This is a genomic window from Streptomyces azureus (genome assembly GCF_001270025.1).
Lineage (GTDB): Bacteria > Actinomycetota > Actinomycetes > Streptomycetales > Streptomycetaceae > Streptomyces > Streptomyces azureus.
In genome coordinates, this window is record NZ_DF968306.1 from 24,103 (window position 1) to 42,542 (window position 18,440).

Genomic DNA, 18,440 nt, shown 5'->3' on the forward strand with positions numbered 1-18,440 from the left:
ATGGCAACGACCACACCAGCCGGTGTGCGGGCTCATGCCAAGCACGGGGGAGGCTCCCACGGCTCCTCCGGCGGCGGCGCTCCGATGACGCACCGGCAGATCATGGAGGCCCTCACCGGTCTCCTGCTCGGCATGTTCGTCGCGATCCTGTCGTCGACGATCGTCTCCAACGCCCTGCCCCGGATCATCGGCGACCTCGGCGGCGGCCAGAGCGCCTACACCTGGGTCGTGACCGCGTCCCTGCTGACGATGACCGCGTCCACGCCGCTGTGGGGCAAGCTCGCCGACCTGTTCTCCAAGAAGCTGCTGATCCAGCTCGCCCTGGTCGTCTTCGTGCTGGGCTCGGCGGCGGCCGGCATGTCGCAGAACCCTGCCACGCTCATCACGTTCCGCGCGGTTCAGGGCATCGGCATGGGCGGTCTGTCCGCCCTGGCCCAGATCATCATGGCGGCGATGATCTCGCCGCGTGAGCGCGGGCGTTACAACGGCTACCTGGGCGCCGTCTTCGCCACGGCCATGGTCGGCGGTCCGCTGGTCGGCGGTGTCATCACCGACACCGACTGGCTCGGCTGGCGCTGGTGCTTCTACGTCGGCGTGCCCTTCGCCGTGATCGCCCTCATCGTGCTCCAGAAGACCCTGCACCTGCCCGTGGTGAAGCGGAAGGTCAAGGTCGACTGGGCCGGCGCCTTCTTCATCACCGCGGCCGTCAGCCTGCTGCTGGTCTGGGTGACCTTCGCCGGCGACAAGTACGACTGGGTGTCGTGGCAGACGTACGCGATGGTCGGCGGCTCGGTCGTGCTGCTGGCGCTGTTCGTCCTGATCGAGGCGAAGGCGAGCGAGCCGATCATCCCGCTGCGGCTGTTCCGCAACCGGACCATCGCGCTGGCGTCGCTGGCCTCGCTGTTCGTCGGTGTCGCGATGTTCGCGGGGACCGTCTTCTTCAGCCAGTACTTCCAGCTGGCCCGGGACAAGTCGCCGACGATGTCCGGCGTCATGACCATCCCGATGATCGCGGGCCTGTTCGTCTCCTCCACCGTCTCCGGCCAGGTCATCACCCGGACCGGGCGCTGGAAGGCGTGGCTGGTCGCCGGTGGCGTGCTGGTGACCGCGGGTCTCGGGCTGCTGGGCACGATCCGGTACGACACCGAGTACTGGCACATAGCGATCTTCATGGCGCTGCTGGGCCTAGGCATCGGCATGATGATGCAGAACCTGGTGCTGTGCACGCAGAACCAGGTGGAGCCGGGTGATCTCGGCGCTGCCAGCTCCACGGTGACCTTCTTCCGGTCCCTGGGCGGTGCGGTGGGCGTCTCGGCTCTCGGCGCGGTCCTCGGCAACAAGATCACCGAGTATGTGAAGGACGGCCTCGCCGACCTCGGCGGCAAGGGCGCGGCCCTCGGCCACGCCGGCACGGGCGGGGGCGGCATCCCCGACCTCAACGCGATGCCCGCGCCGATCCGCACCGTCGTGGAGAGCGCCTACGGCCACGGTGTCGCCGACGTGTTCCTCTACTCGGCTCCGCTGGCGCTGCTCGCGCTGCTGGTGTCGCTGTTCATCAAGGAGGTCCCCTTGAAGACGAAGGGTGGGCTGGCACAGGCTGCGAACACCGACGCCCGTGCGGAAGCTCCCGCCGGGGCTCCCGCCGGGGAGAAGGCGGGGCCGAGCTGGGCCGTGGCGGACACCGAGGCCGCCGACGGCACCGGGTCCGAGGGCACGCAGCGGCTCGCCGCCGTCGCCACGGCGGCCCGGGCCGAGGAGCCCGCGTCCGGTGGGAGCGGTGTGCCGGTCCGCGGCTTCGTCCGCGGCAACGAGAGCGCGCCCGTGCCGCGGGCCGCCGTCACGCTGATCTCGCTGGCCGGGCGTCAGCTGGGCCGGTCCGTGGCGCAGGCCGACGGCTCCTACGCCCTCGACGCGCCGGGCACCGGGTCGTACGTGCTGATCGCGTCCGCCGACGGCTACCAGCCGCAGGCGTCCACGGTCGTGGTGAACGGCGAGCCGGTCGCCTACGACATCCTGCTCAGCGGCACCAGCGGGCTGACCGGCCTGGTGCGGGCCGCCGAGGGCGGGCAGCCGGTCAAGGACGCGATGGTGATCGTGACCGATGTGCGCGGGGATCTGCTGGCCACCCAGGCCACCGGAGAGCAGGGCGAGTTCTCCTTCGCCGAGCTGGTGCCGGGGTCGGTGACCGTCGCGGTGAACGCCGCCGGGTACCGGCCGCGCGCCCTGCCCGTCGAGGTGGGCGGCACCGGGGTCACCCGCGTCGAGATCGACCTGGACTCGGGCGCCCGCGTCCAGGGCGTCGTCCGCGCCCCGCACGGCCCGCTGGCCGACGCCCGGGTGACGCTGGTCGACCAGGCGGGCAACGTCGTCGGCTCGGCCACGACCGGCACGGACGGGGCGTACGCCTTCACCGACCTGGACGGCGGTGAGTACACCGTCATCGCCACGGGCTACCCGCCGGTGGCCACCGCCCTGACGGTCACGGGCCGCGGCACCGACGCCCACGACATCGAACTCGCCCACCCCGGCGAGTAGGACAAGCCCCGGCCCGTATCGGTGGGCGCACTCCGAGCGGAGGTGCGTCCGCTGCCGCGGGCCGGTTTCTTTTCGAGGAGTTAGCTGAGATGGGACTGACCGCGAGGATCCGTACCCGGGACGGTTGGGCCGTGTCGCACGCGGTCGTCACCGTGGCCGACACGACCGGTGCGCAGGCGCTGCGTGCCGAGGCCGACGCGGAGGGCGCCGTACGGGACGCGACGCCGCTTCAGCCGGGGGCGTACACCGTCATCGTCACCGCCGTCGGATACGCGCCCGCGGCCGCCAGCGTGATCGTCACGGCGAGCGGCCGGGCCGAGGTCGGCACGGTGACGCTGGCGCGGCAGGGTGGTACCGAGCTGCCGCCGCCGGGGCCGTGGACCGTCGACCCGGTGCACTCCAGCGTGGCCGCCGTGGCACAGCACCTGGGCATCTCCAGCGTGCACGGCCGGTTCACGGAGTTCTCCGGCTCGATCGAGATCGCCCCGGACGACGTCACCAAGTCCCGTGTGGAGGCGGTGATCCGGGCCGGGTCCATCGACACCGGCAACGGCATGCGCGACGAGCACCTGAAGTCGCCGGACTTCCTGGACGTCGAGCGGTTCCCCGAGATCACCTACCGGTCCACGGGGCTGACGGCGACCGGGTCCGACCGGTGGACGGTCCACGGCGAGCTGGGCATGCACGGTGTCGTACGGCCGGCCGACCTGGACCTGGCCTACCTCGGCACCGGCCCGGACCCGTGGGGCGGCACCCGGGCGGCGTTCCGTGCCACGACCGAACTGCACCGCGAGGACTTCGCGATGAACTACAACCAGGTCCTCCAGGCGGGCATCGCCGCCATCGGCACGACGCTCAGGGTGGAGCTGGACATCCAGGCCGTGCAGGGCGAGTCACTTCCGGCTGTCTGAGGCCGAGCCGGAGACCTTCGCCACCAACTGGCCGCACAGGTCCCGGAGTTTGACGTTCCGGTGCTGCGAGGCGCGGCGCAGCCGCTCCAGCGCGTCACGGGCGTCGATCCGCTCCTGGGCCATGAGGATGCCGATCGCCTGGTCGATGACGCTGCGGGAGAGCAGCGCGGTGCGCACGTCGGCCACCGACTGGCGGCGACGCTCGATGCGCAGCGCCACGTTGATCGCGTCCCCCGCCCGTGCGGCGAAGGCACGGGCCGCCTCCCGGCCCTGGTCGAGCATCCCGGGCCGCACGCCGTAGAGGTTGATCGCGGCGCCCGTCTCGCCCTCGACGGCCACCGGCACGGCCAGCACGCAGTGGACGCCCGCGGTGAGCGCGTACCGCGTGTACGCCGGCCAGCGGGACTCCGCGGCCAGGTCGGGGGCGTACTGCTCGGTGCCGGTCTCGGCGGCGTCTACGCAGGGCCCCGAGCCGTTCTCGTACTGACGCTGGTCCAGGCCGTTGGGCAGGCCGTCGCTGCCTGCCAGGGTGAGCAGCCGGCCGCCGCGGCTCACCGTGATGCTGCACGCGGCGGCGCCGGGCACCTCCTGCACCGCACGGTCGGTCAGATCGCGCAGCAGGGTGTCGAGACCGCTGCTGCGCACCATCGCCTGGTCCAGCGTGTCGGACGTCTCGGATCTCATGGACGTACGTGTATCCCGTCGGCGTCCCTTAACGCCCCCCGCCCTAACGCACAGTGGCTCACGGGGAGTTGTGAGCGCCGACGATCCGGCGGGCGAGGTCGCGCAGTTTCACGTTCTCCCGCTGGGAGGCCCGCACCAGGCTCTCGAAGGCCGCGGCCGCGTCGATGCCCTTGCGTTCCATGAGGATGCCGGTGGCCTGGCCGATCAGGTCCCGGGTGTGCATGGCCTCGGTGAGCTGCTCGCGCACGGTGGCGGACTCCAGGGCGATGCTGACGTGCGTGGTGAACAGCCGGCCGATGCGCGTCGCGTCCTCGTCGAAGGCGCCCGGTTTGCGCGCGTAGGCCGTGAGCACGGTCAGCCGGCGGCGGTCGGCGCGCAGCCGCAGCGACAGCGCCGAGCGCAGTCCCAGGGCCGACAGCACGTCCCAGCCGTCGTCGGCCTCGCTGTCCGTTATCCGCGCCACCGGGCTGTGCCACAACTGGTCCCAGTGCCCGTGCGGTTCGCGGCCGCCGTGCCGGGCCTCGGCGGAGCGCACGACGTCGTCGGTCCAGGCGAGCGTGCGGAACTTGCTGCCGCGCTCGATCTCGGAGATGCCGGCGTGCTCGGCCCCGGGCATGAGGTGCACGGCCAGCCGGACTGCCGTGCGCAGCGTGTTGTGCCGTGTGGGGGTCTCGTGCAGCTGCTGAGACGCCACCGTGAGTGCCTCGGCCAGCTCGAAGCCGACCGTAAAACGGGGCAAATCAGGAAACTCGGACGCAGCCACCACGAACCTCTTCGGCATGCACGACCATGGTCGTGCGCAGGAGAGCTCCGCAGCACATTCCCGACTGCGAGCACAGGACGAACAGCACTCTAGCTGCTCGGTTGCGTCAAGGTGACGTCCGGCCGACGGCCGCCACAGGCGCTTCCGCAGCCGCGCTCCGGCATGGTGGAATGGCCCCACGGGTCAGGAAGCGGCCTTACCGGAATCCGGACGAACGTCTGCCAGGTGAGTGCTGTGACCTTCCTTCCGAATCCCACCGAACCGCGTGACCTGCCCGGCCGCGTCCACCTCACCATGCCCGCGGAGATCGACTTCTGCAACGCGGAGCAGCTGCTTCCGCTCATCGTGTCCGAGGCTCAGGCCCGCGGTGACCGGCTGGAGGTCCTCGTCCTCGACCTCACCGCGACCTGCTTCATGGACTCCCAGGGCATCCGCCTCATCAACGACATCCGCCACCGGCTGCGCCCCGGAGCCCGGATGCGCCTGGTGGCCCGGCCGGAGGGTGTGGCGAGCCGCGTACTGGAACTGACCGGCCTGCGCCGGGACGTGCCCGTGTACGACAACCTCGCCGAGGCCATGGCGTCGTAGGCTGCCTGGCATGGCACCGAACATCGCTACGAACACCCGCGTCTCCCTCGACGAGTTGCTCGACTTCGTACGACCCCGGCACCACGCCATCCTGCTGACCCGGCGCGCCGACGGCGGCCCCCAGGGCTCGCCGCTGACCTGCGGGGTCGACGACTCCGGCCGGATCGTGGTCTCGACGTACCCGGAGCGGGCCAAGACCCGCAACGCCAAGCGGGACCCCCGGGTGAGCCTGATCGTCCTCAGCGACGACTGGAACGGCCCCTGGGTCCAGATCGACGGCACGGCCGAGGTCATCGACCCGCCCGAGTCCGTCGAGCCGCTCGTGGAGTACTACCGGAACATCGCCGGGGAGCACCCCGACTGGGACGAGTACCGCGCGGCGATGCTCAAGCAGGGCAAGTCGATCATCCGTGTCACACCGGAGCGGTGGGGGCCGGTGGCGACCGGTGGGTTCCCGGCGCGGCTGGCCGAGGGCGAGTAGCCGGCCCTCCCGCTCAGGCCTCTGACTCCCGGGCGACCATCGCCTCGATGCCCGCGATCAGCAGTTCCAGCGCGAACTCGAAGTCGCGCTCCAGCATCTCGGCGACCGTGTCACCGCCGCGCGCCGCCATGATCTCCTGGGACTCCTGCATGACGTCCGCTGCCTGCGGGGCCGCGGTCACGGTGCTCAGGGCCTGCTGGAAGTACTCGTCCACGGTCATGCCGCCGGCCTTGGCCCGGGCGGAGAGGTGGCCCTCCAGCGTGCCGTAGCCGTAGACGAACTGGAAGACGGCCGAGATCGTGCTCGTCAGGCGTTTCGCGGGCAGCCCGGTCCTGCGGACGACGCGCTGTACGGCCCGGGAGAAGGCCAGGTTGTTGGGGCCGATGTTGAGGAAGACGCCGACCAGCGCGGACACCCAGGGGTGACGCACCAGCAGCGTCCGGTACTCCCACGCGAGGGCCCGCACCTGGTCCCGCCAGTCCTCGTCGGCGTCCGGATCCGGCAGCCGCATCTCGCCCATGACCTCGTCCAGGGCGAGTTCGAGGAGGTCGTCCTTGGTGTCGACGTACCAGTAGACGGACATCGCGGTGACGCTCAGCTCACCTGCCAGCCGCCGCATCGAGAACTTGGCCAGCCCCTCGGCGTCCAGCAGCCGGACGGTGACCTCGGTGATGCGCGCGCGGTCCAGCCCCGAGGGCTGCCCACCGCCGCGCCGCCGGTGCGCTTTGCTCTCCAGCCAGACGCTGGTCCGCGGCTGACTCTCCCGAGCCGCTTTCGCCATGGCGCACCTTCCTCGACTTGCAAACGCCGATCATGCTTTCAGGGGCGCGGGGCTGTGTCGACTTGCGGCTCGCCGCGGGGCGCGACCAGCCACAACGGACCCGCACCCGCGAGACGACCGTACGCCCCGGGCTCTCAGGCGGATTCTGCCCGCTCAGCCCGCCGCAACAACGCCGCCGCGACCAGACCACCGGCCAGCACAGCCACCGCCCCCACCAGCTGACTGGTCTCCAACCCGGAGGCGAACGCATCAGAGATGCGCGCCTTCTCCTCAGCACCGTCAGCCGCGGCCAACGCCGCCGGCAACGACGCCGCCGATACGGCGACCAGCGACGCGAACCGCGAGTTGAGCACGGCGCCGAGGACCGCCACACCGAGACCGTTGCCGAACTCCGCGAGCGTTCCGTTGATCCCCGCTCCCACACCCGCCTTCTCCGGCGGTATCGCGCTCATGATCGCGTTGGCCATGGCCGGCATGGACAACGCCACACCCGCGCCCATCACGACCAGGCCGAGCAGCATCCCGCCGTAGCCGTGCCCGCCGAGCAGCGCGATCGCCGCCAGCCCCGCCGACACCAGGGTCATGCCGAGTGCGATGGCCGCCGGCGTGCCGACCTTGAGCACCAGCTTCGCTCCGAGCCCGGTGAAGTTGAGCGCGACCACGGTCAACGCGAGCGGCGCCGTCCGCAGACCGGCGTCCAGCGGCTCGTAGCCGAGCACGAACTGGAGGTGCTGGGTGAGCAGGAACAGCGAGCCCGTCATGCCGAACGCCACGAGGATCGCGCCCGCGACCGCGCCCACGAACTTCTGGTTGCGGAAGAAGTGCATGTCGAGCATGGGGTGCTCGATCCGCAGCTCCCATGTCACGAACAGGCCGAGAACGGCAATGCCGATCAGCGCGGAGACCAGCACCTGCCCCGACGTCCAGCCGTGCTCTGGGCCGGTGATGATCGCGTACACGACGGCCGTCATGCCGATGGTCGACAGCACAGCGCCGGCCAGGTCGGGACGATCGCCCGCCTTGTGCTTGGACTCCGGTACGAGCGCGGCGACCGCGATCAGGCCGAGCACGGCGACGGGGATGTTGATCAGGAAGATCGCTCCCCACCAGAAGTGGTTCAGCATCACTCCGCCGATCAGCGGCCCGGCCGCGAAACCGAGCGAACTGACCGTGGACCACAGCGCGATGGCCTTGACCCGCTCCTTGTCGTCGAAGATCTGCACGACGACGGCGAGGATCGTGGTCATCAGCAGCGCGCCGCCGACGCCCATGCCGGCGCGGGCCGCGATCAGCTGGGCCGGACTCTGGGACAGGCCGGCCACCAGCGAGCCCACACCGAAGATCGCCAGGCCCGACATCAGCAGCAGCTTGCGGCCGTAGCGGTCGGCGGCGTTGCCCGCCGTGAGCAGCAGGCCGGACTGCACCAGTGAGTAGGCGTTCATCATCCACTGGACGTCGGCGGTCGTCGCATCCATCTCGCGGGTGAGCGAGGGGATGGCCACGTTCAGGATCGTGTTGTCGAGCAGCACGGTGAGCTGCGCGAGGCAGATGACACCGAGGATCAGCCAGCGCTGGGGATGGCCGCCGTGCGCCGTCTGCGGCGGGGCCTCTTCCTGGGGGGACGTCGTCATGCTGTACACCGTAGAATAATTCCCATACGCCGTACAACCGAGTTATCGAGCCACAGAGAAGGGCGGTGGCTCTCAGCCACCGCCCTTCTCCCGGTCAGGGGACTGTCAGCCGCTCGCCTTCTGCGTGAGGTCGTAGAAGGTGGCCGAACCGGCCGTGACCTTCTTGAAGTTGGCCTCGGCCCAGGAGGTGATCCGGGAGGACGTGCCGTCGCTGCTGCCGCCCATGCCGCCGCCCGCTCCGGAGGCGATGAAGTAGTGGATCTTTCCTTCCTCCACGTACTTCTTGAACTGTGCGAGCGTCGGGGACGGGTCGGTGCCGTTGAAGCCGCCGACGGCCATCACCGGCTCGCCGGTGGACAGCTGGTAACTCGCGGCGTTCTGGGCGCCGATGGCCGCCGCGACCCAGGTGTACTGGTCGGCGTCGGTCTCCAGCAGCTTCTTGGCCTCGGAGCCGACGCTGGCGCCGTTGAGCAGTCCGCCCATGCCGCCGCCGCCCATGCGGCCGCCGTCACCGGTCCGGCCGCCGGGGGTGGTGTTCTGGCCCTGCTGGTTCTGGCCGCCGCCCGGGAAACCGCCGCCGGGGAAGCCGTTGCCCTGCCCGCCCTGGGCGTTGCCGTTCTGCCGGTTCGGGCCACCGCCCGGGAAACCGCCACCGCCGGGGCCGCCACCGCCACCCGGCCCACCACGACCGCCCGCGACCGCCGGGCCCGCGGTGACGATCGAGCCTGTGTGCCCCTCGTTCACCGTGGTGAGCGTGTACGCCGCCGGACCGGCCAGCGCGGCGACCAGGCCCAACCCCGCCGCTCCCAGGGCCAGTCGGCGCCCCAGCCGGCCGGCGAAGATCAGGCCGAGGGCCGCCGTCAGACCGCCGACCAGGACGAACCACTTCAGCCAGGGCAGGTAGTCGGAGGAGCGGTTGAGCAGGACGTAGCCCCAGGCCGCGGTGGCCGTCATCGCGGCCGCCAGGGTCAGCGACGCCCACGCCTTGTCACGCTTGTCCCAGAGCAGCGCCGAGCCCATGCCGATCAGCGGTGCGATGTAAGGGGCGAGCGCCACCGTGTAGTACTCGTGGAAGATGCCCTGCATGTAGCTGAAGACCAGCATGGTCGTGATCAGCGCGCCGCCCCAGACGAGGAACGAACCGCGCGTCACCGACGTACGCCTCGTCTTGCGGGTGGCCACGAGGCCCGCCACGAGCAGGACCAGCGCGGCCGGGATCAGCCAGGAGATCTGTCCGCCGATGCTGGAGCTGAACAGTCGGTCCCAGCCGGTCTCGCCCCACTTGCCACCGCCGCCTCCGACGCTGCCGGTCTCGTCACCGTTGAGACGGCCCAAGCCGTTGTAGCCGAAGGTCAGTTCCAGGAAGCTGTTGTTCTGCGAGCCGCCGATGTACGGGCGGGAGGACGCCGGCCACAGCTCGACGATCGCGACCCACCAGCCGCCGGAGACGACCAACGCGACCGTGGCGAGGGCCAGTTGCCGGAATCGCTTCTTCATCGACACCGGTGCGCACACCGCGTGGACGAGGGCCAGCGGCGGCAGGATCAGGAAGGCCTGGAGTGTCTTGGCGAGGAAGGCGAAGCCGATGGCCACACCGGCCCACACCAGCCACTTCGTACGGCCGTCCTCCAGGGCCCGAATGACGAAGTAGCAGGCCACGGCCATCAGCAGGGCCAGCATCGCGTCCGGGTTGTTGAAGCGGAACATCAGCGTTGCGACGGGGGTGAGCGCGAGCACCGCGCCCGCGATCAGGCCGGCAGCGGGGCTGAACCGGCGGCGTACGGCCGCGTACACGACGGCCACCGTGCCGACTCCCATGAGGACCTCGGGGACGAGGATCGCCCAGGAGCTGAGGCCGAACAGCCGCACGGACAGGGCCATCGGCCACAGCGCGGCCGGGGGCTTGTCGACGGTGATGGCACCCGCCGCGTCCAGCGAGCCGAAGAACAAAGCCTTCCAGGACTGGCTGCCCGCCTGAACGGCCGCAGAGTAGAAGGAGTTGGCGTAGCCGGAGGCGCTCAGGTTGTAGAGGTAGAGCACCGCGATCGCCAGCAGCAGGCCGAGGAAGGCCGGGCGGGCCCAGCGGGGGTCCTCGGGCCGGCCGCGCCATATGCGCCGCGGGAAGGGCGGCTTCGAGGCGGAGGCCGGTGGTGGTGCCGCGGCGGGCCCGTCCCAGGCCGAGGGGCTCGTGCCCGTCTCGCGGGTTCTCTCGTCGTAGTACGTCGTCATCGGGCGTTCCTCGGGTCGGTGTCGGTCGGGCGTACCGGCTGGAGCTGCACGGTGGTGTCCCTCCAGGTGCGGTCCGCGGGGTCACCGGCGCGGAACCGGGTGGTGTCGTACGGGGCGTACCGCCGCTCCGTCGGATGCTCCGTCGGTCGCTCCGTCGGTCGCTGCGGGAGCGGGCCGTACTCGAGACGCGGGTCGGGCGCGGCCCCGGCGGTCGCGGGCTCGGCGTTCGAGGGCTCGGCGTTCGAGGGCTCGGCGTTCGAGGGCTCGTGCTCGTCCCGCCGGTCCGGGAACACCCACGCCCGGAAGAGCAGGAAGCGCAGCACCGTCGCCGCGAGGTTGGCGGCGATGAGGACCGCCAGTTCGGTGGAGTGCGCGGGCTCGGACGTGGCCGCGTTGAGCGCGCCGAGCGAGCCGCTGGTCAGGGCGAGCCCGATACCGAAGACGACCAGGCCCTGCGCCTGGTGCCGTACGGCCCCGCCGCGCCCGCGCACCCCGAAGGTGAGCCGCCGGTTCGCGGCGGTGTTGGCGATCGCCGAGACCAGCAGGGCGAGGGCGTTGGCGGCCTGGGATCCGGTGAAGACGCGGAAGCCGCTGTAGAGGAGCAGGTAGAAGAGGGTGGACAGGCCGCCGACGACGCAGAAGCCGACCAACTGGCGGGCCAGGCCCCGCGGTACGTCCTTGATCTCACTGTCGCGCGGGTCGTCGCCGAACGGCCGGGTGAGGCGGTCCAGCGGCAACGAACCGGTGGCCAGGGCCCTGCCGACCCGCCACACGCCCTTGAGGTCGTCGGTCGCGGTCTTGACGATGTGCACGGTCGAGTGGGGATCGTCGACCCAGTCGACCGGCACCTCGTGGATACGGAGTCCCGCGCGCTCGGCGAGCACCAGCATCTCGGTGTCGAAGAACCAGCCGGTGTCCTCGATCAGGGGCAGCAGCACCTGAGCCACGTCACGGCGGATCGCCTTGAACCCGCACTGGGCGTCCGAGAAGCGGGCCTGGAGCGAGCCGCGCAGGATGAGGTTGTAGGCCCGGCTGATGAACTCCCGCTTGGGGCCGCGCACCACGCGCGAGCTGCGGGCCAGCCGGGAGCCGATCGCGAGGTCCGAGTGGCCGGAGATCAGCGGCGCCACCAGCGGGAGCAGGGCGTTGAGGTGGGTGGACAGGTCCACGTCCATGTAGGCGAGGACCGGGGCGTCCGAGGACGACCAGACGGCCCGCAGGGCCCGGCCGCGGCCCTTCTGCTCCAGACGGAAGGTGGTGACCTCGGGGATCTCCGCCGCCAGCCGTGCCGCCACCTGCGGGGTGGTGTCCGTGGAGGCGTTGTCCGCGATCGTGATGCGGAACGCGTACGGGAACGTGCGGGCGAGGTGCTCGTGCAGTCTGCGGACGCAAGCCTGGAGGTCCTTCTCCTCGTTGTAGACGGGGATCACTACGTCCAGGACAGGCGTACCGGCTGGTGCGGCCGGGAGGTGCTCCCGCGCCGGCAGGGTGCCGGGAGAAGAATCGGTTCGCATGGAACCGACTTTCGTCAGGCGCCCTGTCGTGCCCATGTGGTGACGCTGTGGCGTGCCTGTGAGTGCTGTTGCCGGCTCATGTCCGGCTGCGGCCGGGCCGGCAGCGCGGGCAGGTGCACCGTGAACACCGTCCGCCCGGGCACGCTGTCGACGGTCACGGCACCGCCGTGCGCGGTCGCCACGGCCTGCACGATGGCGAGGCCGAGACCGGTCGAGCCGGTGGCGCGGGTCCGCGCGGAGTCGCCGCGTGCGAACCGTTCGAAGACGTGCGGAAGCAACTCGGCCGGGATGCCCTGCCCGTTGTCCTCGACGTCCACGCACAGCCAGGGGCCGCGCCGCTGGACGCGGGCGGTGACGGTCGTACCGGGCGGGGTGTGGTTGCGGGCGTTACCGAGCAGGTTGACGAGGACCTGCTGGAGCCGGGCCGCGTCCGCCGACACGAGCGCGGGCTCGTCGGGCAGGTCGAGACGCCAGTTGTGGTCCTGGCCGGCCGCGCGGGCGTCGCTGACGGTGTCCACGACGAGCGGTACGAGGTCGGTCTGCTCGAACTGCAACGGCCGCCCGGCATCCAGCCGGGCGAGCAGCAGCAGGTCCTCGACGAGCAGGGTCATGCGCCCGGCCTCGGACTCGATCCGCCCGAGGGCGTGCCGGGTGTCGGGCCCGACGTCCTCTCTGCCGCGCCGGGTCAGCTCGGCGTATCCGCGGATGGAGGCGAGGGGGGTCCGCAACTCGTGACTGGCGTCGGCGACGAACTGCCTGACCCGCGTCTCGCTCTGCTGCCGTGCGTGCAGGGCGCCGTGGACGTGGTCGAGCATCCGGTTGAGCGCTGCGCCGACCTGGCCGACCTCGGTGTGCGGATCGGTCTCGGAGTCGGGGACCCGCTCGCTGAGGTTCACCTCGCCGGTGTGCAGGGGGAGTTCGGAGACCCGGGTGGCGGTGGCGGCGACGCGGCGGAGGGGGCGGGTGGCTACGCCGATGAGGACGGAACCGGCGATGGCGGCGGCGACCAGGCCGGCGCCGGTGACGCTCACCTCGACGAGGATGAGCGTGTTGATCGTGGTGGTGACCGACTCGGTGGGCAGGGCGACGTAGTAGCTGCCTCCGTCGGCCCCGGGGACGAACTGGACGCGGTACTCGCCGAGGCCGGGTATCTCGACGGTGTGGATTCCACCCGTGGTCGGCACCTCGGCGAGGGCGGCCTTCTGCGCGCCGGTAAGGCTGACGGCGGTATTCCGCTGGAAGGGGCCCTTGTCGCTGGAGGCCTTTGCGAAGGCCGCCCTGGTGACGCTGCCATCGCCGCCGAGTTCGGCGGCGATGGTTTCCGGCTGGGCCGGTCCCTCGACGAAGCCGGTGACCCTGTCGATCGAGTCGGAGTCCTTCTCGCCGCCGGGTTTCATAGGTCCCGACAGACGCTTGCCGGCCTCGTCGACCTGCCTGTCCAACTGCTCGTACAGATGCGACCTGAGGGCAAGCGTCGTCACCGTTCCGATCACCGCACAGACCACGGCGATCAGCACCACGGACGCGACGACGAGCCGTGCCCGCAGCGTGCGCGGCTTGCCCGCCCGCGACAGCTTGCCCGCCCTCTGCTGCGTACTCGGCCGTCGCCGCCCGCTCATGAGGCCGCGGGCTTGATCAGGTAACCGGCACCACGCCGGGTGTGGATCATCGGCTCCCGCCCCGCGTCGATCTTCCGCCGCAGATACGAGATGTACAGCTCGACGACGTTGGCCTGCCCGCCGAAGTCGTACGACCACACGCGGTCGAGGATCTGCGCCTTGCTGAGCACGCGCCGCGGATTGCGCATCAGGAACCGCAGCAGCTCGAACTCGGTCGCGGTCAGGTGGATGTTCTCCCCGGCCCGGGTGACCTCGTGACTGTCCTCGTCGAGGGTGAGGTCGCCGACGACCAGCGTGGAGTCGGAGCGCCGGTCGGCGGCACCGGACCGCCGTATCAGCCCGCGCAGCCGCGCGACGACCTCTTCGAGGCTGAACGGCTTGGTGACGTAGTCGTCCCCGCCGGCCGTCAGCCCGGCGATCCGGTCCTCGACGGCGTCCTTGGCGGTGAGGAAAAGGACCGGCACGTCGGGCAGCTCACGGCGCAGCCGCCCGAGCACGGCCAGCCCGTCCATGTCGGGCAGCATCATGTCGAGCACGACCGCGTCGGGCCGGAAGTCGCGCGCGGTCTGGATGGCGCCCGTGCCGTCACCGGCACTCCGGATCTGCCATCCCTCATAGCGCAGGGCCATGGACAGCAGCTCGCTGATCGACATCTCGTCGTCCACCACAAGCACTCGGACGGGGCTCCCGTCCGGCCTCAGCAGTTCGGTGCGCCCCTGGGGCGAGGTCGTGGTCATGGTGCACACGATGTCGGGGCGCTCTGAGAGCGCCCTTTCGAGAACCTGTGATTTCCCTGAGAAACACACAGGCACTTCTCAGGGAACGCCTGGGAACGCCTGCGAATGCCGGGGCCGGTGGGGTGAGGCCTGTGGCGCCGCTGTGAGACGGGACGGAGAAGCTGTGGATCCGCTGGGCGGCACAGCAGGACGGTCATCAGCGGGCGGGGTTCATCCGCGGACGGGGTTCATCCGCGGACGGGGTTCATCAGCGAGCGGATCAGAACAACCCGTCCTGCACACCCACCTCCTCCTTGAACTCCCTCACCGGAACGGTCAGTTCCGCACCCCCGGCTGGCACCAGCCCCCACCCGCTCATCAGCCGCGTGTCCAGCACGACGACCCCACCCGCGGTCGCCAGATGCAGATCGGGCCCGGCAGCAGCCACGAGCTCCCCGCTCACGGTCCCACCGGCGACGAGCTCGCCCACCTCCCCGACGGCGACCGGCAGCCCGGCGAGCCCGAAGACCTCCACGTGATCGACGACTAGCAGGGGCTCCCGCACGAGCGACTCCGGCCACCCGCCCAGCGCGAGCGCCCGCGCGTGCAGCTCGGCGACCTCGACGGCCCGGTCAGCCGCCGCCTGCGGAAGCACGGCCCGCACGGCCCGCTTCTCGACGTATGGAATCCGGTCGGGCACCCCCAGCGCGGCCCGCAACAGCTCCTCCGTACGCCGCGCGGCCATGAGCGGCCCGACTCCGAGCCAGCTGAAGCACACGGCCCCCTGCTCCAACAGCCGCGCGGAGCCCCGCTCCTCCGCCGTGATCCCGACCTTGACCATGCCGGGCCCGAACCACGCCAAATACACGTGGTACGGCCGTGGATCGTCCGCGATCGTGTCGGCGGCCACGGAGTGCGCCCGGTCCAGCCGCGCACACTCCTCGCACCGCGCCCCCGTACTCCGCCCCGACACGGCCGCCCCTGCCGGACACGCATGCCCCCGAGCCCCCACACATGTCCGCACGCCCCCTTCCGCGACCCCGAAGGCCACCCGTTTCCCCCAGGTCAGCGCACTGCGCCGCCCGCCGTCCCACGCCAGCACGGGACCGTCCGCCGACCACCGCAGCCCCGAGCACTTCCACGCCTGTGCCATCTCTGTCGAGACTAGAGGGCACCACTGACAACGGCGTCCGCGCGAGTCAACGCCCCGAGTCGGCAACCACAACAGCGGCCTCGGGCTCCCCGCCGAGACCCACATCACCGCGCATGACGACTCCCCCGGCCACCTCGTCCACACGGCCCGAACCCGCGGTCCGCCGCCGCCCGGCCAGCCGACACCCGAGGCACTCGTCATGCCCGGCCCGCGCCCCCGAGTCCCGCACCCGCCACCCCCACTCCTCCCGGGGCCGGATCCCCGGTCCCTTCCCCCAACCGGCCAGATGCAGCGCCCAGGTGACGAACAGCGCGACCACACCGATCCCGAGCCCACCGACGATCAGCACGCCAGAAACGAAGCACACCCCCGCCCCCGCCACGGCGGCCCCGACACTCGCGATCCCGGTTCCGACCCACCCGGCTGCCGTGTGCCCGTGGTCATACTGATGTGCGCTCATGCGCTGCCCCCCTTTTCACACGAATGACACGCGAAGGCCCGGGAAACCCGCCCCCGACCCCCTCACCAACTAAGCTTTTAGCGCCCCAAACATCTCACGAACTAAGGGATATGGGAATGCAAGCCAAGCCGCGTCCGGCCGCGACACCGGAGCAGGCACTGTCGGCGATGGACCACCTCATCGCGACCCACCTGGTCGGACAGCACGAGATCGCCCAACAGGTGGGTCTGAGTGTGACCGACCTCACCTGCTTCGCCTACGTCATCGAGGCCGGCGAGAACCTGCCCACGGCCGGCGACCTGGCAGCCCGCGTCCACGTCACCACGGGCGCGGTCACCGGCATCCTCAACCGCCTGGAACGCGCCGGCTACATCACCCGCCTCCCCGACCCGACCGACCGCCGCCGCATCCGCGTAGCCGCCCGGCCGGAAGCTGTCGCCCGCGTCCGAGAGGTCTACGAGCCGTACTACGCCCGCCTCGCGGAACTCTTCGCGGACTACTCACCCGACGAAATCGCGGTCCTGAACGACTGGTTCACCCGCGCGAGCGCGCTGGCGGCGAACTACTTGGAGGAACACTGCCGGCCCGACTGAGGAACAGCGGAATCACCAGTCAGACCGGACGACTCCCCGCCCTTCGGGAAGAAGAGATTCCTACCTCACCCACACGGGCTATTCATTTCTCCCCTCCTATCCCCTGAATCCCTTCAGAACTTCACTGCGCACCGAAGCGACGGGACGCATAGTGACCCGGACCGCTACGCGCCAGGAGCCCGGTACTGGACCTGCCCGGCTGTGCGCAGGGCCTCGATCGTTTCGTCGACGGTCAGGAGAACTGTTGTCTCGAACGAGCTCAGCGCACCGCCTCCGCTGATCGCCAGGGCGACCGCGGCCATGGACACGTTGTCCGGGGCCTCCCACAGGTTGTAACCGTCGTGCGTGCCGAAGGCGTACCAGAAGCCATGGAGCTTCCCGCCGACGGACTCGATGTACGACCGAGCGGCCTCTGCCCGGTCCTCCGGGCGGCCGATCAGCCTCGCCCAGGTCTCCGGGGTGTAGCTGAATCTCGACAGGTAGAGCGGCATGGTGTCTCCCTTTCGTTCCAACAAGGGATGCCCCCGCCGGGCGGGAAAGGCGCCGGCGGCGACCGGGCATCCCCCGAACGGCCGGGGACGGTGTGCGGCCCATCGAGTCGGGAAACGCCAGAGGCCCCGGAATGAGGGGGCCTTTGATCTGCGTGCACTCGGCAGAATTCGAACCTCAGACCTTCTGATCCGTAGGATCGGGCAGCACGCCTTGAGGAGTGCTGGCAGCATCCTGCTCCGATCGCTCAGGTCGGCGAGCATGCGCGGCTGTGTGCCGTCGTTGCCGTCAGAGTTGCCGTCAAACCCAATGGCGCACCCCCCTCTCGACAACGGGGTGAAAGGGGGCACGTGCGGCGGATGAAAGACGCCAGGTACCACGCCCGCTTCGTGGTGTGTGGGTCGCCGGCGGACGGAGTGGCAGCTGGGGTAGGTGGTGGCCTATTGACGATCGGCAGTGCGGAGTGTGCCGCTACCGGGTCAGACCAGCACACTCTTCGGCACGACTCAGTGGTGGTGATTCCACCAGTACAGCGCGAGCACTCCGATGCCGCTCAAGCTCGCCTTGACCGCGACGCGCACCAGCTCATCACCGGCAGAATGTAGGAGCCGACGGAAGTGCCGCCGGGCGGGCCCCTCCGCAAGGTGGACGTGCCCCCGGTCTCGCTTTCGTGACATTTGGATGATCTTCGCGGTGGGTCGATGTCCGACCTGGCGCCTACACTTCCTGTTGCTGGGAATCTCGGCCTCCCTTGGTTGATGTTCCTGACGGTGTTGGCGGCCTCCTGCGTAGGACCAGGGGGCCGCCGCCGTTTCCGGGGGAGGCCCTGTCGGCCGCGGATCTAGTTTGACGCACCGCACTGACAGTCAGTGCCCTTCGACGTCAAGAACGATCAAGAGCGACCCCCACGAACGCGGTCTAAGCAGGCATAGGGAACCTGCGAAGGGTAAAAGCTCAACGAGCAGGCTGCCCATGTCGAGCTCCTGCACAGGCGAGCGGGACGTCTTTCATGGAACGGGAGAGGCCGGCCTCACCGCCACGCCAGGCGGCGAAGTGGTCTCCGGGTGAACATCTGGCAGGACACCCCCTCCGCTATCAGCAGGCATCCATTTCGCGGCACCGCCTGATGAGGTCGGCCCCCTTGCCACCACTGATGTCGATGACCGCACTGACCAACCCTCTGGAGTTATGCGCAGTGAACGCATCGATCTCGCGCAGCACGCCCCCGTTCTTGATGCGGTTGGTCAGCTCGGTGACCTGGTTGTAGATCGAGCGGCGCTCGGCCATCAGATT

At 70.4% G+C, this 18,440-nt stretch carries 17 protein-coding genes; 5 read left to right on the forward strand and 12 right to left on the reverse strand.

Annotated elements, in window-relative coordinates:
• Together AOQ53_RS21125 and AOQ53_RS21130 are read left to right on the forward strand one after the other, a co-directional pair.
• Positions 1–2,535 (forward strand): MFS transporter, encoded by a 2,535-nt coding sequence (locus AOQ53_RS21125; RefSeq protein WP_099054652.1) that lies wholly within the window; start codon positions 1–3, stop codon positions 2,533–2,535.
• An 89-nt stretch (positions 2,536–2,624) separates the two neighbouring features.
• Positions 2,625–3,446, forward strand: a complete 822-nt coding sequence (locus tag AOQ53_RS21130) for a YceI family protein (RefSeq protein ID WP_059419525.1) — start codon at positions 2,625–2,627, stop codon at positions 3,444–3,446.
• Here the strand turns inward: AOQ53_RS21130 and AOQ53_RS21135 are convergent.
• Entirely contained in the window at positions 3,429–4,130 is a 702-nt protein-coding gene (locus AOQ53_RS21135; RefSeq protein ID WP_059419526.1) for a GAF and ANTAR domain-containing protein, read from the reverse strand. The genes AOQ53_RS21130 and AOQ53_RS21135 overlap by 18 nt on opposite strands.
• Positions 4,131–4,188: 58 nt before the next feature.
• Positions 4,189–4,911 (reverse strand): ANTAR domain-containing protein, encoded by a 723-nt coding sequence (locus tag AOQ53_RS21140; protein ID WP_059419528.1) that lies wholly within the window; start codon positions 4,909–4,911, stop codon positions 4,189–4,191.
• Positions 4,912–5,118: 207 nt separating this feature from the next.
• Between AOQ53_RS21140 and AOQ53_RS21145 the strand changes: the two genes are divergently transcribed.
• The gene (locus tag AOQ53_RS21145) at positions 5,119–5,481 is read left to right on the forward strand and encodes an STAS domain-containing protein (RefSeq protein ID WP_099054653.1); all 363 of its coding nucleotides are present in this window, start codon (positions 5,119–5,121) and stop codon (positions 5,479–5,481) included.
• A gap of 10 nt (positions 5,482–5,491) precedes the next feature.
• Entirely contained in the window at positions 5,492–5,962 is a 471-nt protein-coding gene (locus tag AOQ53_RS21150) for a PPOX class F420-dependent oxidoreductase (RefSeq protein ID WP_059419530.1), read from the forward strand.
• Between the two features lie 13 nt (positions 5,963–5,975).
• Here the strand turns inward: AOQ53_RS21150 and AOQ53_RS21155 are convergent, their stop codons facing one another.
• The 8 genes from AOQ53_RS21155 to AOQ53_RS21190 all read right to left on the reverse strand — a co-directional run bounded on the left by AOQ53_RS21155 (position 5,976) and on the right by AOQ53_RS21190 (position 16,065).
• Complete coding sequence (locus AOQ53_RS21155; protein WP_059419531.1) at positions 5,976–6,743, reverse strand: TetR/AcrR family transcriptional regulator; 768 nt, start codon at positions 6,741–6,743, stop codon at positions 5,976–5,978.
• A 134-nt stretch (positions 6,744–6,877) separates the two neighbouring features.
• Positions 6,878–8,374: an MFS transporter gene (locus AOQ53_RS21160; RefSeq protein WP_059419532.1), complete on the reverse strand. Its 1,497-nt coding sequence runs from the start codon at positions 8,372–8,374 to the stop codon at positions 6,878–6,880.
• Between the two features lie 105 nt (positions 8,375–8,479).
• Entirely contained in the window at positions 8,480–10,603 is a 2,124-nt protein-coding gene (locus AOQ53_RS21165) for an ArnT family glycosyltransferase (RefSeq protein ID WP_059419534.1), read from the reverse strand.
• The gene (locus tag AOQ53_RS21170) at positions 10,600–12,117 is read right to left on the reverse strand and encodes a bifunctional glycosyltransferase family 2/GtrA family protein (protein WP_059419535.1); all 1,518 of its coding nucleotides are present in this window, start codon (positions 12,115–12,117) and stop codon (positions 10,600–10,602) included. The genes AOQ53_RS21165 and AOQ53_RS21170 overlap by 4 nt, the downstream gene beginning before the upstream one ends.
• 14 nt (positions 12,118–12,131) lie before the next feature.
• Positions 12,132–13,736, reverse strand: a complete 1,605-nt coding sequence (locus AOQ53_RS21175) for a sensor histidine kinase (protein WP_174523326.1) — start codon at positions 13,734–13,736, stop codon at positions 12,132–12,134.
• Positions 13,733–14,473 (reverse strand): response regulator transcription factor, encoded by a 741-nt coding sequence (locus AOQ53_RS21180; RefSeq protein WP_059419537.1) that lies wholly within the window; start codon positions 14,471–14,473, stop codon positions 13,733–13,735. Before AOQ53_RS21180 ends, AOQ53_RS21175 begins: the two co-directional genes overlap by 4 nt.
• Before the next feature lie 259 nt (positions 14,474–14,732).
• Positions 14,733–15,605: a DUF2797 domain-containing protein gene (locus tag AOQ53_RS21185; protein WP_078945422.1), complete on the reverse strand. Its 873-nt coding sequence runs from the start codon at positions 15,603–15,605 to the stop codon at positions 14,733–14,735.
• Positions 15,606–15,651: 46 nt separating this feature from the next.
• Positions 15,652–16,065 carry an HGxxPAAW family protein gene (locus AOQ53_RS21190; RefSeq protein ID WP_059419540.1) on the reverse strand — a complete coding sequence of 138 codons (414 nt, stop codon included), beginning with the start codon at positions 16,063–16,065 and terminating at the stop codon, positions 15,652–15,654.
• 116 nt (positions 16,066–16,181) lie between these two features.
• Here AOQ53_RS21190 and AOQ53_RS21195 point away from each other — a divergent pair, with 116 nt between their 5' ends.
• Complete coding sequence (locus tag AOQ53_RS21195; RefSeq protein WP_059419541.1) at positions 16,182–16,658, forward strand: MarR family winged helix-turn-helix transcriptional regulator; 477 nt, start codon at positions 16,182–16,184, stop codon at positions 16,656–16,658.
• Positions 16,659–16,822: 164 nt separating this feature from the next.
• Here AOQ53_RS21195 and AOQ53_RS21200 read toward each other — a convergent pair whose 3' ends face one another.
• Together AOQ53_RS21200 and AOQ53_RS44755 are read right to left on the reverse strand one after the other, a co-directional pair.
• Positions 16,823–17,149: a GYD domain-containing protein gene (locus AOQ53_RS21200; RefSeq protein ID WP_059419543.1), complete on the reverse strand. Its 327-nt coding sequence runs from the start codon at positions 17,147–17,149 to the stop codon at positions 16,823–16,825.
• Positions 17,150–18,242: 1,093 nt separating this feature from the next.
• Positions 18,243–18,440, reverse strand: a 198-nt coding sequence (locus tag AOQ53_RS44755; protein WP_167745745.1) for a hypothetical protein, incomplete at its 5' end; no start/stop codon positions are given.

What these genes read in the sequence shown, in the direction of transcription:
- AOQ53_RS21140 (WP_059419528.1), bottom strand. Translation starts at nt 4,911, where the DNA reads ATGCCGAAGAGGTTCGTGGTGGCTGCGTCCGAGTTTCCTGATTTGCCC.
- AOQ53_RS21190 (WP_059419540.1), bottom strand. Translation starts at nt 16,065, where the DNA reads ATGAGCGCACATCAGTATGACCACGGGCACACGGCAGCCGGGTGGGTC.
- AOQ53_RS21180 (WP_059419537.1), bottom strand. Translation starts at nt 14,473, where the DNA reads ATGACCACGACCTCGCCCCAGGGGCGCACCGAACTGCTGAGGCCGGAC.
- AOQ53_RS21195 (WP_059419541.1), top strand. Translation starts at nt 16,182, where the DNA reads ATGCAAGCCAAGCCGCGTCCGGCCGCGACACCGGAGCAGGCACTGTCG.
- AOQ53_RS21130 (WP_059419525.1), top strand. Translation starts at nt 2,625, where the DNA reads ATGGGACTGACCGCGAGGATCCGTACCCGGGACGGTTGGGCCGTGTCG.
- AOQ53_RS21135 (WP_059419526.1), bottom strand. Translation starts at nt 4,130, where the DNA reads ATGAGATCCGAGACGTCCGACACGCTGGACCAGGCGATGGTGCGCAGC.
- AOQ53_RS21175 (WP_174523326.1), bottom strand. Translation starts at nt 13,736, where the DNA reads ATGAGCGGGCGGCGACGGCCGAGTACGCAGCAGAGGGCGGGCAAGCTG.
- AOQ53_RS21150 (WP_059419530.1), top strand. Translation starts at nt 5,492, where the DNA reads ATGGCACCGAACATCGCTACGAACACCCGCGTCTCCCTCGACGAGTTG.
- AOQ53_RS21125 (WP_099054652.1), top strand. Translation starts at nt 1, where the DNA reads ATGGCAACGACCACACCAGCCGGTGTGCGGGCTCATGCCAAGCACGGG.
- AOQ53_RS21170 (WP_059419535.1), bottom strand. Translation starts at nt 12,117, where the DNA reads ATGCGAACCGATTCTTCTCCCGGCACCCTGCCGGCGCGGGAGCACCTC.
- AOQ53_RS21165 (WP_059419534.1), bottom strand. Translation starts at nt 10,603, where the DNA reads ATGACGACGTACTACGACGAGAGAACCCGCGAGACGGGCACGAGCCCC.
- AOQ53_RS21160 (WP_059419532.1), bottom strand. Translation starts at nt 8,374, where the DNA reads ATGACGACGTCCCCCCAGGAAGAGGCCCCGCCGCAGACGGCGCACGGC.
- AOQ53_RS21155 (WP_059419531.1), bottom strand. Translation starts at nt 6,743, where the DNA reads ATGGCGAAAGCGGCTCGGGAGAGTCAGCCGCGGACCAGCGTCTGGCTG.
- AOQ53_RS21185 (WP_078945422.1), bottom strand. Translation starts at nt 15,605, where the DNA reads ATGGCACAGGCGTGGAAGTGCTCGGGGCTGCGGTGGTCGGCGGACGGT.
- AOQ53_RS21200 (WP_059419543.1), bottom strand. Translation starts at nt 17,149, where the DNA reads ATGCCGCTCTACCTGTCGAGATTCAGCTACACCCCGGAGACCTGGGCG.